The 15,454-nt window shown below is 38.7% G+C and carries 11 protein-coding genes; 6 read left to right on the top strand and 5 right to left on the bottom strand.

From position 1 onward, the window contains the following. Positions 1 to 36 precede the first annotated feature (36 nt). The 3 genes from fmt to ABJH98_RS10440 are packed head-to-tail and all read left to right on the top strand — an operon-like array spanning position 37 to position 2,250. Positions 37 to 948, top strand: a complete 912-nt coding sequence (gene fmt, locus ABJH98_RS10450; protein ID WP_348307617.1) for a methionyl-tRNA formyltransferase — start codon at positions 37 to 39, stop codon at positions 946 to 948. A gap of 1 nt (position 949) precedes the next feature. Then, a complete protein-coding gene (locus tag ABJH98_RS10445; protein WP_348307616.1) occupies positions 950 to 1,456 on the top strand; it encodes a dihydrofolate reductase in 507 nt (168 codons plus the stop codon). Beyond that, positions 1,453 to 2,250, top strand: coding sequence for an SDR family NAD(P)-dependent oxidoreductase (locus tag ABJH98_RS10440; RefSeq protein WP_348307615.1), 798 nt, complete (start codon positions 1,453 to 1,455; stop codon positions 2,248 to 2,250). The genes ABJH98_RS10445 and ABJH98_RS10440 overlap by 4 nt, the downstream gene beginning before the upstream one ends. Here the strand turns inward: ABJH98_RS10440 and ABJH98_RS10435 are convergent. The 3 genes from ABJH98_RS10435 to ABJH98_RS10425 form a co-directional block, all read right to left on the bottom strand. Continuing rightward, complete coding sequence (locus tag ABJH98_RS10435) at positions 2,247 to 3,008, bottom strand: YdcF family protein (protein WP_348307614.1); 762 nt, start codon at positions 3,006 to 3,008, stop codon at positions 2,247 to 2,249. The genes ABJH98_RS10440 and ABJH98_RS10435 overlap by 4 nt on opposite strands. A gap of 7 nt (positions 3,009 to 3,015) precedes the next feature. Beyond that, positions 3,016 to 6,051, bottom strand: a complete 3,036-nt coding sequence (locus ABJH98_RS10430) for an ATP-binding cassette domain-containing protein (RefSeq protein ID WP_348307613.1) — start codon at positions 6,049 to 6,051, stop codon at positions 3,016 to 3,018. 117 nt (positions 6,052 to 6,168) lie between these two features. Continuing rightward, entirely contained in the window at positions 6,169 to 7,074 is a 906-nt protein-coding gene (locus ABJH98_RS10425) for a hypothetical protein (RefSeq protein ID WP_348307612.1), read from the bottom strand. 116 nt (positions 7,075 to 7,190) lie between these two features. Between ABJH98_RS10425 and ABJH98_RS10420 the strand changes: the two genes are divergently transcribed. The 3 genes from ABJH98_RS10420 (at position 7,191) to ABJH98_RS10410 (ending at position 9,676) form a co-directional block, all read left to right on the top strand. Next, positions 7,191 to 7,865 carry a toxin-antitoxin system YwqK family antitoxin gene (locus tag ABJH98_RS10420; protein WP_348307611.1) on the top strand — a complete coding sequence of 225 codons (675 nt, stop codon included), beginning with the start codon at positions 7,191 to 7,193 and terminating at the stop codon, positions 7,863 to 7,865. Between the two features lie 100 nt (positions 7,866 to 7,965). Beyond that, entirely contained in the window at positions 7,966 to 9,234 is a 1,269-nt protein-coding gene (locus ABJH98_RS10415; protein WP_348307610.1) for a hypothetical protein, read from the top strand. Positions 9,235 to 9,247: 13 nt separating this feature from the next. Then, positions 9,248 to 9,676 carry a hypothetical protein gene (locus tag ABJH98_RS10410; protein ID WP_348307609.1) on the top strand — a complete coding sequence of 143 codons (429 nt, stop codon included), beginning with the start codon at positions 9,248 to 9,250 and terminating at the stop codon, positions 9,674 to 9,676. A gap of 278 nt (positions 9,677 to 9,954) precedes the next feature. Here ABJH98_RS10410 and dnaE read toward each other — a convergent pair whose 3' ends face one another. Next, on the bottom strand, positions 9,955 to 14,169 hold the full coding sequence (gene dnaE, locus ABJH98_RS10405) for a DNA polymerase III subunit alpha (RefSeq protein WP_348307608.1): 4,215 nt from the start codon (positions 14,167 to 14,169) through the stop codon (positions 9,955 to 9,957). 235 nt (positions 14,170 to 14,404) lie between these two features. Then, complete coding sequence (locus tag ABJH98_RS10400) at positions 14,405 to 15,400, bottom strand: glycosyltransferase family 2 protein (RefSeq protein ID WP_348307607.1); 996 nt, start codon at positions 15,398 to 15,400, stop codon at positions 14,405 to 14,407. Between the last annotated feature and the right edge of the window lie 54 nt (positions 15,401 to 15,454).

Genomic DNA, 15,454 nt, shown 5'->3' with positions numbered 1-15,454 from the left:
TCCGAGTAATTTCGAGCTAGAAAAAATCGAAAGTATATGCGGATTGTATTTATGGGTACACCAGAGTTTGCCGTACCTAGTCTTCAGATTTTACATGAGAATGGGTTTGAAATTGTAGGGGTAATTACTGCGCCGGACAAGCCAAAGGGTAGAGGTAAAAAACTACAAGGAACCCCAGTTAAGGAGTATGCTGAAAGCGTCGGTTTGAATGTCTTACAACCAACTAACCTTAAATCTGAAGACTTTCTATCTGAACTTAGAGGACTCGATGCCGACCTACAAGTCGTAGTTGCCTTCCGAATGTTGCCAGAAGCTGTGTGGGACATGCCAGCCAGTGGTACATTCAATCTTCACGGTTCTTTACTTCCACAATATAGAGGTGCAGCACCGATCAATTGGGCTATTATGAATGGAGAAACCGAAACTGGAGTAACTACGTTTTTCCTCAAACATGAAATAGATACAGGAAGCATTATACTTCAGGAAAAAGAGCCCATCAGCTCGGAAGATACAGTAGGTGACGTGTATGAAAGGCTGATGCATAAAGGCGCTAAGCTGGTGCTTAAAACAGTTCAAAACATTGAGAATCAGAATGTAGAACTGTCACCACAAGTGGAATCAAATGCATTAAAATCTGCACCAAAAATTCATAAGGAGACTTGTGAGATTCAGTGGAATCATGAAAGCGAACAGATTAGAAATTTCGTCAGAGGATTGTCTCCTTACCCTTCTGCATGGACTACGATTAACAATAAGAAATTTAAAGTGTACAAAGTTCAATCTGCTGAACGAAATGCAAATAAGGAAGTAGGACAGATGGATACTGACAACAAAACCTATCTGTCAATAAAAACCAAAGATGGTTGGTTGGATTTACTTGACCTTCAAATGGAAGGTAAAAAACGGATGCAAATTCAAGATTTATTGAGAGGGTTTAAATTTGAGTGAAATGAAAATAGCATTGATTGCGGCCATGTCAAAAAACAGGGTGATTGGAATAAACAATGACTTACCATGGCATCTCCCTGATGATATGAAGTACTTCATGGAAACTACCAAAGGACATGTAGTGATTATGGGAAGAAAGAATTTTGATTCTTTACCTCCAAAATTTAAGCCTTTGCCCAATCGAACGAATGTAATACTTACCAGGCGAAAAAGCTTTGAGGTGCCAGACTGCACAGTGTTTAATGATATAGATGCAGCATATGATTTTGCAGTAGAACAAGGCGAACAAGAATTGTTTGTCATTGGCGGTGGTCAGATCTATGAAATGGCCATGGATCGAGCAGATGTGATTTATCTTACTGAGATTGATGCTCATATTGAAAATGGTGAAGTTTTCTTTCCAGAAATGCGAAGTGAATGGAAAGAGACTTCAAGAAAACATCATCCTTTAGATGATCGCCATAAATATTCATTTGATTTTGTGAAATACGAAAAAATAAAAAAGTGAAATACTTCGAAAATAGGAACATTTGGATCACTGGCGCTTCTAGTGGCATAGGAGAGGGTTTAGTGCAACATTTAAGTAAAATTAAATGTAACCTAGTTATCTCTGCAAGACGTGCTGAAGAGCTGGAAAGAGTGAAAGGTGAAAATCAGAACCTAGCAACAATAGAAATACTTCCACTTGATTTGGCAAATGCTCCATCGCTTGAAGAGAAGGCAAAAGAAGCCGAAGCATTTTTTGGAGGAGTGGACATTCTGTTTAATAATGGAGGCATAAGCCAACGTGATAAAGTAATCAATACGTCGATGGAAGTGCAACGCCAGATTATGGAAGTGAATTACTTTGGCACAATAGCATTATCAAAGTATGTATTACCAGGGATGATTGAGAGGCAATTTGGTCATCACATAGCAGTAACTAGTGCTGTCGGTATCATAAGCACTCCTTTACGTTCGGGTTATTCTGCATCTAAACATGCAGTTCATGGTTTTTACGATGCATTAAGGTCGGAACATTTCGATGATGGTGTGAAAGTGACCTTGATTCTGCCAGGCTATGTAAATACCAAAATTTCATTTAATGCGCTCATGGGAGATGGAACTAAACAAAATTCGCTAGACAAAGCTCAAGCGGCCGGATTAACCGTGGATCAATTGGTGACTAAGATGCTAAAAAGTGTGGCCTCGCAAAAGGAGGAGAGTTACATTGGCGGATTCAAAGAAGTGATGGGTATCTATATGAAGCGCTTTTTTCCAAGTATATTTTCAATACTTGTCCGAAAAATGGCTGTCACTTAAATATATCCCGCGGCCCAGTAAGCTACAATTCCAATCCATTCTTTAGTGAGAATCGTCCAGATTTTCAAACCAATAATAGAAGGTATAATGATGTCGTCTGGTGTATAATGAATGGGTTCACCGTAATGATCTGTAGGAAAAGGAATTGTTTCCAACCCTACTTTTTGAAAGCAACCTTGTGCTCTTCGCATATGAAAGGCAGAAGTTATTAACATTGTTTGTCCAGGGATTCCTGCAATCAGTTCTTTTGTGAACAAGGCATTTTCTCTTGTATTTCTTGCCCTGTTTTCAATGAGAATGTCTTCTATCGGAACGCCACTGCTTATTGCAAATTCCTGAAGTGCATAACATTCTTTATTTCCTTCGAAGGTCAAAGTACCTGACCCACCTGTAATCAATATTTTATGGATAATACTCAGCTTATAGAGTTCAATTGCATGAACAATTCTGTCAGCTCCTTTGTTGAATTGTACTCGATCGAAAGGCGGCCGGTTAGGATTGGTAATACCAGAAAGGACAATCCCGACACTATACTCTTGATCAAAATTATGAAAGGGCAATGGGTCTGGCTCCCAGGCATTCATAACCACAGTTGAGATCCAAGGATTGGTGAAAAAGAAAAAGAGTGATATGGCCAGAATCCTAAGAATATGTTTCTGTCTGTGTCTTTTAACCAATAGAGAAGCTATTACCAACCAAGCGATTAGACTAGTGGGCATCACTAACCAATAAATGATCTTGGATAAGATAAAAAACATGAGCTAGTTATTGGCCGAAGCTATTGACCACTTTTCTGAACCAATCAAAATATAACGAAATAACTAGAAGCAATGACATCATCCAAATGACTACAACATTAAAATATAAGGTGTCATAGTAATTCCCCAAAAAGTGTTTTTGTGGGGCATAAAAATGAGATCTGACATCCAACGCATGTTGTGGGACTGGTACATTATAGATCGGATAGATCTTTTGAATCAGCTCCTTTTTAGTTTCCAACAATCTATTTTCTGCAGTGCTGTTCTTCAAGAAAAATACGATGGCTTCATTTTCATTGTCTTTTCTCAATTCTGCGAATGCCGCTAGTTTTTCATCACTGTCTGTCATGGTCTTCGTGAGAGCATCTCGCTCAGCAGTAGCTTTTTTCAAGCGATTATTGTAAATCTTCCGCATGATTTTGACGAACTTTTCGGTTTCATCAAAAGTAGATTTGTTGAATTTTCCGGGCGTCAGATTGTCAACTGCTGGAAATTTGCTTTTTGGTACTCCAGCCAACTCCATTTCTTTGGTCAGCTCTTTTTGAATGAGTTTCAATTTCTCATTTACTTTTTGTTTCTTCTCACTGTCTTCCGAACCAAAATTGGAATGTACATAATCCAAATTGGCTTCAATCGCAGAAAAGTAATAGACGCTTTTGAATTCTGAATTGGCTATAGTTTGGTCGTAAGTGAAAAAGTTTTTTTCGAATTCATTGTCTTTGAATTGGGTCACAGCCAATGCTTCATATCCCCATTTTGAGGCCATTAATTCTCCGATAATAGGCACTTTTTTAGAGTTGCTCAGCCATGGATGTAGCTTGTCAAAATTCACTACAATACCACTCAATATTAACTGAGGGATAATAAGCAAAGGAATCAGAATGTAGATCGTTACTGCAGAATTGAAAGCTGAAGAAATGTTCAATCCCATGATATTGGCAAAACAAGAGACGCTAAACATCACCAACCAAAATGAGAAAGTCATTCCATTGATTCCTAATACGAAGTCTCCAATTAAGACGAACATCAGTGTTTGTAAAGCAGACAATCCGAATAATATCATCATTTTCGAGACCAAATAACTAAACCTGCTCAAATTCAGAAACGATTCCCTTTTTAGAATTTTCCTATCCTTAAATATCTCTTCAGCACTCACAGTTAATCCCATAAATAACGATACAATAATCGCCATGAAGAAGAAGGCAGGAATATTGGGGTTTTCCCTGAAAATGTACTCGTTAGAGCCTTGTGGGACATATCTAATGATAAATGCCAGAATTATTGCTAGAAGAGGTGCTTCCAATAAATTGATAGCTAGATATTGCTTGTTGCTGAGTTTAGATGCGATATCCCGACTGGCAAATATGAGTAACTGCTTAATTCTGCTAGGAATTTTGAGCGTTTTCTCAGGTTTTTCATCTGATTCTGTAGCTGGCTTTATAGAGACTCGTTCGGTGAAATAGCTATTCCAGTCTTGAGGAGAAATTTTACGCTGGTCAGTAAGTTTGCCATATTCATCTACTACTTTGGTTTCGATGATATTGAAAATTTGTTCGGAATTTACATTTCCACATTCGATACAGGAGCCAGCATCTTTATCAATTAGATCAACAATATTCTTGAAGTAGATAACAGCCTCTACTGGGTTTCCATAATATATCTGATAACCGCCGACATCCAAAATGACCAATTTATCAAACATCTTAAAGATCTCCGAGGACGGTTGGTGAATAACGACAAAAACCATTTTACCTTTTAATGATAACTCTTTCAAAAGGTCCATGATGTTTTCAGAGTCTCTCGAAGAAAGTCCTGAAGTTGGCTCATCAACAAAAAGCACTGAAGGCTCTCGAAGCAATTCAAGCCCAATATTTACTCTTTTTCTTTGACCGCCACTAATTGTTTTTTGTAAAGGAGACCCCACTTTTAAGTTTCGTGTTTCGCTCAAGCCTAGCGCTGCTAAAGTTTTATCTACAAGCTGATGTAATTCATCATTGCTCATATCTGCAAAACAGAGTTTGGCCGCGTAATAGAGGTTTTCAGCAACAGTTAATTCTTCAACTAAAAGGTCGTCCTGTGGCACATAGCCGATCACTCCTTCAACATTGCTCTTGTCTTTGTTAATGTCAATTCCATTGATTCGAACTGAACCTTGTGAAGGAGTCTCATTTCCATTCAAAACGTTTAGCAGAGTGGACTTACCAGCACCACTACCGCCCATGAGTCCAACCAGTTTGCCCGAGCTTTCAGCAATGGTAATATCTCTAAGACCTTGGTGCCCATTGGGGAATGTGAATCCAATGTTTTCGGCAACAAATGAAATTTTTGAGTCACTGCTTTCTTCACGGAAAGTAGAAACCACATCACTATAATAGATTGGATCTATTTTAGATCCACGAATGGTACTGCCAGAGGAAAAAACAATGATTTTGCTTTTTCGAACAGGTACACCATTTAGGGTGAGTGCAGAATCACCCATGTATTTCATAAAATACATTTCCAAGGCAGGTAACCTGAAGAAGGCAATGTATCCAGATAAGAAAGACCGTTTAAGATGTCTGGCGTCTGTATTTGAGCCAGCACCGTTGCTATCATCTATAATTAAAATATTATCAGCATTAAGCTGTGAACGTTCTTTGTTGACCACAAATGATTTGATGTGATCAACTGCTTTGGTTGAAAAATTGAATGATTCTCCTATAAGGTGAAGCAATTCCAATTCTCGGTCGGATATTTCACCGTCAGCCATGATCACCTCAAGTACCTTGAGTATAACAACTATTTTTTGCTGTTGAGTAAGTTCCTGATTGACTTGTTTGGCGAGTATTGAGATTTCTTTTTGTTCACCAAATGAAACTGCTCGGTCACCTGACATGTGACTGGTCATTTGATCAAAGAGCTGCATGTATTTAAGGCTCTCGTCTTTACTTAGATTTTCGAGTAAAAAGTCTTCAATGGCACTTCTCTCATCTTCAGTTACGTCGTCCTCTTTTGCCACGATTGCCAATAGGTGGATGATGGCTTTTAACAGTTGTTCACTCATAGTTTAGATCGAGATTTACAGATGGTATTGATCTTTAAATATAGGTTAATTTGGAGCAGAAATAAAAAAAGCATTGAACAATAGATTCAATGCTTTTTAGTGCGAGATGAAGATGGATTATTTAACCATTTCAGCTCTAATTCTTTTCACTTCAGAAATGATATCAACTAACATATCTTTGTTCAACATAAAGTTTGGATCACCTTCAGCTATTTTCTTATCGATTTCCGAAAGATCTTCTTGGTATAGTACTCTTAAAATGTCAAATTCTGCTACTACTTCAGCAATAGTGTCGTCACTTTTCAAGTCTTTCAACAATCTTACAACATCATTCAATGGTTCTTTCTGATCAATGATAATCTTAACCAAAGGCTCAAGAATCAAATTTCTGCTTGCTTCAGGTAGTAAATCATCTGGGTAAGTGTCAATAACCATCACAGAAAGATAAAGTCCTTCAATATAACTTCCAGAAAGCACTAAGGCGATAGTCTGAAGTCTATCTGTAGCTTCTAATTTTTCTTCTGCTACGTCCATAGCATAGTTGATTAGATTAGCCAATGAATCCCTGTTTCCAAGATTTCTTTCAAACCTCTCCATCAACTCTAACTCAAAAGCAGATGCGATACCAATTTGATCGGCCAACTTTTGACATGTTTCCATGTATTTCAAAGCGTCCTGCACTTGATCATAAGCAGATAGGTATCCGATATCGGTAGCATAAGCACCTAGATTCATTGCTGCTTTGTCTGTTGAATTTTCGTATTTCGTTACGTTATTCAAGTCGTTGATCAATTCTGCATTGAAATCTGATCCTGTGGCTTGGAGTAGATATGGAACTTCTGATGGTGGTGGCATATCATGCACCACTTTATCAATTTCTTCTATAAGTTGATTTTCAGCTTCTTCAAATGCCTCAGCCTCAATTTCAGCGGTTACTTTTTTGGAATTACCCCCGCAAGAACAAATGAAAACAGTCAACGCTAGTGCAAAGCAAAGGTTGATGGTTTGTTTATAGTTGATCATAGTTTGTGTTTTATGAATTTCTCAATGCCAATTTTAATATATTTTTGAATGGATATAAAGCACTGTTTGAAATAATTTGAACCGTTGCGTCTGATTGGATACAATTTTGATGGAATATGACCATAAATTTAGAAAGACTCGTATATCTACACATGAATTACCAAAAGCTAACTCATTTATTACTCATAATTTGTGCAGCTCTAAGCACGAACCTGAAAGCTCAAGAAACTTCCGAAAATTTTTATGACAGCGGACAACTGAAATCTTTTGGCGTGATAGACGAGGAAGGAAAATCTGGCAAATGGTCTTACTTCTATCCGGATGGAAAAATCAATGCTATTGAGAACTATATCGACAATGAGTTAAGTGGGAAATGTTTGAGTTATTATCGAAATGGTCAGATGAAGAGCGAAGAAAACTGGAAAACAGGTTTGCTTGAGGATAGTGCTTTTTATTATTATGATACTGGCCAACTCAAAAGAAAAGGAATTTACAAATCAGGATTATACTCAGGTATTTGGTTGTCGTATCATGAAAATAAAAAGTTAAAAAGTAATGGTTCCTACGTATCGGGATTGCCTGATGGGAAGTGGGAGGTTTATACGGAAGATGGAGTTTTATTTCAAAAGGGAAATTACAAGGAAGGGAAGGAAGATGGCTATTGGGAATTTTTTGACGGAGATGGACAACTTAACTACTCAGGCAATTATAAAAATGGGGAGGAAATAGGTGAGTGGTTCGAATATTCTAAAAAAGGGAAGAAGAAGCTTTATTTTGATTATGAAAAATAGTCATGTCTAATTCCGGATTAAATTATAAAAGTAAGATTAGGGGGAGTTTATATTTTTGTTGACTTATGATCAACAAAACTAAAAACCAACTTCAATCCCGATGCAACAACAAACCAGACTTATTTTCCTCTTTTTATTTCTTTGGTTAGCTCAAAGAGCCCAAGGTCAGAGTGATGGTAAACGAGCTGAAAATACAATTTTAAAAATCAACAAGGACAAGAGTCCATATTCTTCAAATCAAAACAAATGGTTAGAGAAGAATGGGTTTGATGTTAAAGGTTATTCTTGGACAAATGTAGAATTAAATGATCAACTTGATCATGCAATTGTCAATAGGGGCGCAGCATATGCACTTTTAAGCTTAAGCCTAGTAGGAGTGGCAGCAGGGATTTCCAATGTCTATCAAGATCCTGATAAATTTTTCTTGCTTGCAGTTAGTGTTCCAGTAACAGCTGTATCCGCCTTGCAGTTTTCAAAAGCCAGAAGAAAAATAAAAGAAATAGAGTGGGCAAGAAGATCGCAAGAAATTCAATTTGATAATGAGTTGACTTTTCCACCTCTTAATTTATACTCGGACAAGACGAATACATGGATGATGAAAAGAGGGCTTGATGTCTCAGATTACTATTGGGACAATCCTGATATCAATTTGGGAATTGAAAGAGCTGTCAAGGCCAGGTCAATGAGTAAATTGTGGTCGGCCATTGCAATGACGGGAGCTGCATTTGGGCTGAAACATATCCTCAGTGATGGCAGTGAAAGTGGTATTCAAGCATATGGATTATTAGTAGGAGTTTCTTCGATTATTTCTCTAGCTAAATCGAATCGTGCGAAAGAAGAATTGTTATTGGTCTCTGAAATGAAGCAAAAAATTGATGAATCAAGAAAAAAGGCATTAGAAAAGGACAGCGTTGTTGTCAACAACTTGTCCAACCACGAAGAACAGAATGAAAATACCATTAATTCAATGCAGACCCATACCGTATTCCGAAGTCCTTATGAAAGATCTCAGAATAGCTGGATATCAAAAAATGGATTTGAATTGTCAGGGTATAATTGGAATGACCTAGAGATAAACTTGAATTTGGAAAAGGCTGTAAAGCAAAGGAGTAGTGCCAGAATTCTTGTTGGGGCTTCGATAGCGTCATTATTTTTGGGTTCAGTATTTAATCTTGCACATGCCTTAAATGAAGATCCAGACAAGTCTGATAGAAAACCAGGGACTGGTTTTTTTATTGCTACTGGAGGCATGCTAACAGGGTCAATTATAATTAGTCAAAGTGGAAGAAATAAAGTTGAAAAAGCAGAGCAATTGAGAAAATCCTTAAAATCGAAATATCCAAAAGTTCAATCTTCAGATCTAGACTAGCTAATTGTAAATTATGCGCTTATCTATCAAAATCTTTTTTCTATTTGTTTATTTGAGTTTCTTGAATGAGGCTTACGGTCAAAAAAACTTAAGCGAAAATTCTCCAAACAGCCCCTATTCCACCAAACAAAATACTTGGCTAAATGACCAAGGGTTTTATGTATTGAACTATGGCTGGTCCAACAAAGAGGTCAATTCTAAACTGAATCATGCAATATTTAATAGGACACTTGGTAAAGTGACCTTATTTGCTACGATAGGTTCCTTTGCTTTGGGAGGACTTTCTTATCTGAAAAGTGAAATGGCTGATGAAGCTAAATGGAAAAATGATCATCATAAAACATTCTTTAAAGTATCTGGAGGATTAGCTGTTTTATCCATAGCATTTCCTCTTAATGCAAGGCGCAAGGTCAAGCAGGCAATAATTTTAAGGAAAAATTAGTTCTGGTGTCTTAATTTTGATTGGCTGGCAATTAGCAGTAAATACAAAATTCATAAATCTCAACAAATCGTTAAAATTATGGATACTAATTCTATTTTTTATCGGTAGCCTTGATTAGTGCTATCTGGGTAATTTTTGAAGTACTCACTAAGCAAAAAAGTATGAGCGGTGGAAGCAAGGCATTGTGGATAATCTGCGCTTTATTTTTTAGCATAATTACAGCAATTGTCTACTATTTCACAAAGAAAAAATAGAACCTAATAAAGGTGATCTCCTAATCAGGCAATCACCTTATACTGAATCTCATCCATGGCTTCTAATTTGTCCAATAAGCCGTTGTCAGGTTCTATCTTTACTTTGCGTGAAAGTAAATTCACCTGCATATTTTCTTCCTCATCGACGATGTCTAGTTTAAGCAAGCTGCTTCCTGCGTATTCAGTTGTGAGTTTTTTGATTTCATGGATTAGTCCGTCGTTCACATCTTGAAGTTTGATTCTCAAGTTGAGTCCTTTGGTTTTTTCTCCTCTAATTTCTGTCAACAAGTCCATAGACTTTACTTTGAGCTCTAGTTCTTCTCCTTTCCATCGGTTTTGCACGGCACATTGAAAGTAAAGAAACCAACCGGTTTCAAAATATTCTTTGAATTTGACATAATCATCGGAAAACAAAAAGAATGTGAATGAATCGGTGAAGTCTTCGAGGGTAATGGTGCCAAACGGTTTCCCCGTTTTCGTAACTCTATGACCCACGGCGGCAACTTGTCCTGCAATCTTAATGCTTCCCTTTTTCTGAAGCTCTGACAAGTCACCATTCAATTCTTTGATCGAAGTATTAGTGAATTGATCAATCTCAAATTTGAATTGATCGAGCGGATGCCCTGAGATATAAAGACCGACTACCTCCTTCTCAATTCTCAATTTTTCTAATTCGCTGAATGGCTCTACATCAGAAACCGTAGGAGTGGGGACGGATACGCCTGATTCACCACCGAATAAGGAAGCTTGCGCACTGGCTTCTTCCTGTTCCATCTTATTGGCATATTTGATGGCCTTTTCTATCAAACTTGGTTCTCCGTCATCGGTGATAAGATACTGTCTTCTGTGATAAACTTCAAAACAGTCAAATCCGCCAGATTGAGCCAATGCCTCCAATGTTTTTTTATTGACAGATCGTAAATTGATTCTTGTTACAAAGTCGAAAAAGTCCTCGAATTTTCCATTTTCTTCGCGTTCTTCGATAATAGAAATGGCCGCGGCTTCACCTGCACCTTTGATCGCACCCATGCCAAATCGAATTTTTCCTTCTTCATTTACTTGAAAAAATACTCCTGACTCATTCACATCAGGACCGAGAACTGGAATTTTTCTTACCCGACATTCTTCCATGAAGAAACTGACTTTCTCTATGTTGTTTTGGTTGTGGGTAAGCACAGCCGCCATGTATTCAGCAGGGTAGTGCGCTTTGAGGTATGCCGTGTGGTATGCGACTACAGAATAGCACGTAGAGTGAGATTTGTTGAAAGCATAGGCTGCAAAGGCTTCCCAGTCTTTCCAAACCTTTTGTACTTTGGCTTCGTCGTGACCGCGTTCCAAACAGCCTGCTACGAATTTCGGTTTGAGTTGATCCAGAATGGCTTGGATTTTCTTACCCATGGCCTTACGAAGCATATCTGCTTCACCTTTGGTGAATCCAGCCAGCTTCTGTGAAAGACGCATCACTTGCTCCTGATAGACCGTAATTCCATACGTTTCTGCCAGATACTCTTCCATTCCCTCTAGATCATATTCGATCTCTTCGGTACCCATCTTCCGGGCAATAAAGTTGGGGATGTATTCCATCGGCCCTGGTCGATACAAGGCGTTCATGGCAATTAAATCTTCGAACCTATCTGGTTTTAGCGAACGCAAGTGCTTCTGCATCCCTGGTGACTCAAACTGGAACGTTCCATTAGTTTCACCTCGCTGATAGAGCTCGTAAGTCTTTTTGTCGTCAAGCGGAATGTCATCAGGAATGATTTCAACTCCATGACGTTTTTTGACATTGGCGCAAGCCGTTTTAATAATGGATAGGGTTTTTAGACCCAAGAAGTCCATCTTCAACATGCCGGCACTTTCTACTACACTGTTATCAAATTGAGTGACGAGTAGATCCGAGTCTTTGGCCACACCGACGGGCACATGCATCGTAATGTCACTTGGAGTAATGATTACACCACAGGCGTGAATCCCGGTATTCCTTACGGACCCTTCCAATACTCTTGCCTGTTGGATCACTTCAGATTTGAGTCCGTGGCCAGACTCCATGGCCTGAAGTTCTTTCACTTCTTTAAATGCCTTATCTAAGCTAATGCCTGGTCGCTCTGGGATGAGTTTGGCAATAGAATCTGTGTCTGGCAGTGGCAGTTCCATCACACGTCCAGAATCTCGAATAGAAGATTTAGCCGCCATGGTACCATAAGTGATGATTTGGGCTACTTGTGTTTGACCATATTTGTCAATCACATATTGGATGACTTTATCACGACCCTCATCGTCAAAGTCAATATCAATATCGGGTAGTGATACTCGATCTGGATTTAAGAAACGCTCAAATAGTAGATCGTAGGCAATTGGGTCTACATTGGTAATACCAATACAATAGGCAACTGCTGATCCTGCAGCTGAACCCCGACCTGGCCCAACGGACACACCCATTTCCCTTGACTTAGTTGTGAAATCCTGTACAATTAGGAAGTAACCAGGGTAACCTGAATTCTCAATGGTTTTTAGTTCAAAATCGAGTCTTTCAGTAATTTCATCAGTGATATCACTATAACGTTTTTTTGCTCCCTGATAAGTCAAATGCCGAAGAAAGTTGTTTTCTCCTCTTTTGCCACCATCTTCCTCATCTTGTGGGTCTTTGAATTCATCAGGAATATCGAAAGCGGGTAAAAGCACATCTCTGGAGAGTCGATATTCTTCAACAGAATCAATCAATACTTTGATGTTCTCAATGGCCTCAGGAATGTCCGCAAAGAGCGCTTTCATCTCCTCTTGCGTTTTGAAATAGTATTGATCATTGGGTAACGCATCACGATATGCCCTGCCTCGTCCTACCTCGTCATTAATACTTTTACCATCTTTGATACAAAGCAATACATCATGCGCCTTAGATTCATCTCTGTCCAAATAATGCACATGATTGGACGCGATCATTTTGATTTTGTGTTTTTCAGCAAAACCTTGTAAAATATCATTTAAGTGATTCTCTTCATCCAAGCCGTGGCGATTGAGCTCAATATACAAATCGTCGCCAAATTGCTCTTTCCACCAGAGTAGAGCAGTTTCAGCTTGTTCTTCTCCTTGATTCAGTGCTAGCGAAGGTACTTCGCACATCAAACCGCCTGTGAGACAAATGATATCTTCCTTGTATTGATTAATGAGTTCTTTGTCGATTCTTGGGTAGAATCCATAAAGTCCTTCCATATGTCCAAGAGAGGACAGCTTGGCCAAATTGTGATAGCCTTTTTTATTTTTTGCCAGGAGTACAATCCGAGTCATTCGATCTGGATTGTCCTTGGTGAATTTTAGTGTTTTTCTTTCTTCAGAGATAAAAAATTCCTGACCTAGAATAGGTTTAATACCTTCTTTGATGGCGCCTTCTACAAAGTGATAGCCACCATACATATTTCCCAAATCAGTCAGCCCAACAGCTGGCATGCCTAGTTCTTTCGCCTTGGCAATCAGTGGTTTGATTTTAGGAGTAGCTTGAAGGACTGAAAACTGTGAATGTAAGTGCAGATGACAGAAAGGGGCCTCAATATCTTTGGCTGCTTCTGTGTCTATATCAATGCCTTTGTTATCGTCTTTTACGGCGAAATTGGCCGCTGCCAAATCAGGCGCCTGGTATTTGATATTTTCCTTAGCTGTATCATCAAGTGGAGCGATTACTCCTTCGGTGACAAGCCCGAAGAAACATTTGGCGGTCGCATCTACATCATAGGCCGCATCATGCGCATCATCAAATCCAACACCGAATAATTTGGTGTGGAGCTCTGTTAGTGTAGGCCATTTGAATTTTCCACCTCGACCAGGAATGGCTACAAATTCAGTCGACTCATCCTTGGTATCTATGGAGTCAATGCTCGCTAAATCATTCTTTCTTTCTTTTCTTAAATATTCTGCTCCTACAATGTTCAAATCAAACTCTACATTGTGGCCGATTACTGCTTTTATTTTAGTAAGATCTTCTGAAAATATACTTAAAACCTCGTTGAGGTCATGGCCCTCTTCTTCTGCTCTTTTAGTGGAGATGCCGTGAATTTTCTGGGCATTGAACGGAATGGTGTAGCCTTCTGGCTTTACGATGTAGTTTTTATCACTAATTAGTGAACCGTCATTGGCATGTAGCTGCCAGGCTAACTGAACCAGTCGGGGCCAATTGTCCAAGTCTTCCAATGGGGCATTGTAATTCTTGGGTAATCCAGTGGTCTCGGTATCAAATATTAGGTACATGGGTGTCAATTTAGCTTTTTTGTCATTTCGAATGATAGTGAGAAATCTAATTGTTCAGCTAAAAGCACGTTGAAGATTTCTCCCTCTGGTCGAAATGACAATTTAAAAAAAGTTGCAGGAATCGGACTTTAAAGCTAGGAATTTAGACTGGATAAACGGAGTGAAAAGGAGGGAAGTTTTCCACATATTTATGGAATCAACTCTTCCAAAGTTTTAAACTTTGGAAGAGTTTTTATTAGCCAGCAACAATGAAGTTTTTACTTTCTTCATAGCCCTTTGAATTAAGAAAAGCTCTTACTTCATCTCGTCGATTTCTATTGGTGATATAGCTAATAATGAAGGGATGCTGGTCTTTATTAACGTCTTTGAAGTGCACGCAAGGATAGTTGGGTAATTGCTTGCCTTTTTTGATGTCAATATACCCTTCAATTTCAATTTCATGAATTAAGAGTTGTTGGCTTCGTTTGAAGCCAAGTTTTCCAGCTCCCCAAATCCAGACTTTGGTGTTGTTGGTGGCTTTCAGGTGTTTGGCGAGGTATTTAGTCTTGATTTGGAAGAAGGCCTCAGTTTCATAGCGCTCATCGGTTCTAGTAAGCCTGGAAGAACTATCGTGCCAGTCGAGTAGGGGGAGCGAAAGTTTTTCGATCTTGTGTCCGTTGTCTATGGCTCTAAGGAACCACTCGTAATCTTCAGGGAATGCACCCTCTTTTAGCCATCCAATATCTTCTAATGCTGACCTTCGAAACATAAGGGTAGGGTTGACCAAAGGAAACTCCACAAATCGATTTTGATAAATGTCATTCCATGAAGTGAGTCTGTTGCTCCAATCCACAAAATGAGAAAAATCATTCAATTCTTCATTTTCAGTTTTGTAGTTGACTTGAGTTGCTGAAATTGATATCTCAGCATTGGAATTCAAATGTTTGATTTGTCTTTCCAGCCGTTCGGGATGAGCCACATCATCTGCATCCATACGTGCGATGTAATTACCAGTTGCCGCTTTCATACCTGTGTTGGCTGCGAAGACGACGCCTTGTTTGGGTTCAGATAGGTGTTTTATTCTGGAATCTGAGTTAGCTAATTCTTTGACAATTTCAAGGCTATGATCTGTAGAATTGTTGTCGATGAGCAGAAGTTCGAATGCTGTATGGGTTTGCTTAAGATTGCTATTTATAGCTCTGGCTATAGTCTTAGAAGAGTTGTAGTAAGGGAGTATGATTGAAACTAACATGACTAAAGGCAAAAAAAGGTTCATCTGTTTGAGATGAACCTTTTTAAATTCTTG

Source organism: Reichenbachiella sp., from assembly GCF_039969095.1.
In the GTDB taxonomy this organism is placed as follows: Bacteria; Bacteroidota; Bacteroidia; order Cytophagales; family Cyclobacteriaceae; genus Reichenbachiella.
This window is presented reverse-complemented; position numbering and strand designations above follow the sequence as displayed.

What these genes read in the sequence shown, in the direction of transcription:
- fmt (WP_348307617.1), top strand. Translation starts at nt 37, where the DNA reads ATGCGGATTGTATTTATGGGTACACCAGAGTTTGCCGTACCTAGTCTT.
- ABJH98_RS10445 (WP_348307616.1), top strand. Translation starts at nt 950, where the DNA reads ATGAAAATAGCATTGATTGCGGCCATGTCAAAAAACAGGGTGATTGGA.
- ABJH98_RS10435 (WP_348307614.1), bottom strand. Translation starts at nt 3,008, where the DNA reads ATGTTTTTTATCTTATCCAAGATCATTTATTGGTTAGTGATGCCCACT.
- ABJH98_RS10430 (WP_348307613.1), bottom strand. Translation starts at nt 6,051, where the DNA reads ATGAGTGAACAACTGTTAAAAGCCATCATCCACCTATTGGCAATCGTG.
- ABJH98_RS10425 (WP_348307612.1), bottom strand. Translation starts at nt 7,074, where the DNA reads ATGATCAACTATAAACAAACCATCAACCTTTGCTTTGCACTAGCGTTG.
- ABJH98_RS10420 (WP_348307611.1), top strand. Translation starts at nt 7,191, where the DNA reads ATGACCATAAATTTAGAAAGACTCGTATATCTACACATGAATTACCAA.
- ABJH98_RS10415 (WP_348307610.1), top strand. Translation starts at nt 7,966, where the DNA reads ATGCAACAACAAACCAGACTTATTTTCCTCTTTTTATTTCTTTGGTTA.
- ABJH98_RS10410 (WP_348307609.1), top strand. Translation starts at nt 9,248, where the DNA reads ATGCGCTTATCTATCAAAATCTTTTTTCTATTTGTTTATTTGAGTTTC.
- dnaE (WP_348307608.1), bottom strand. Translation starts at nt 14,169, where the DNA reads ATGTACCTAATATTTGATACCGAGACCACTGGATTACCCAAGAATTAC.
- ABJH98_RS10400 (WP_348307607.1), bottom strand. Translation starts at nt 15,400, where the DNA reads ATGTTAGTTTCAATCATACTCCCTTACTACAACTCTTCTAAGACTATA.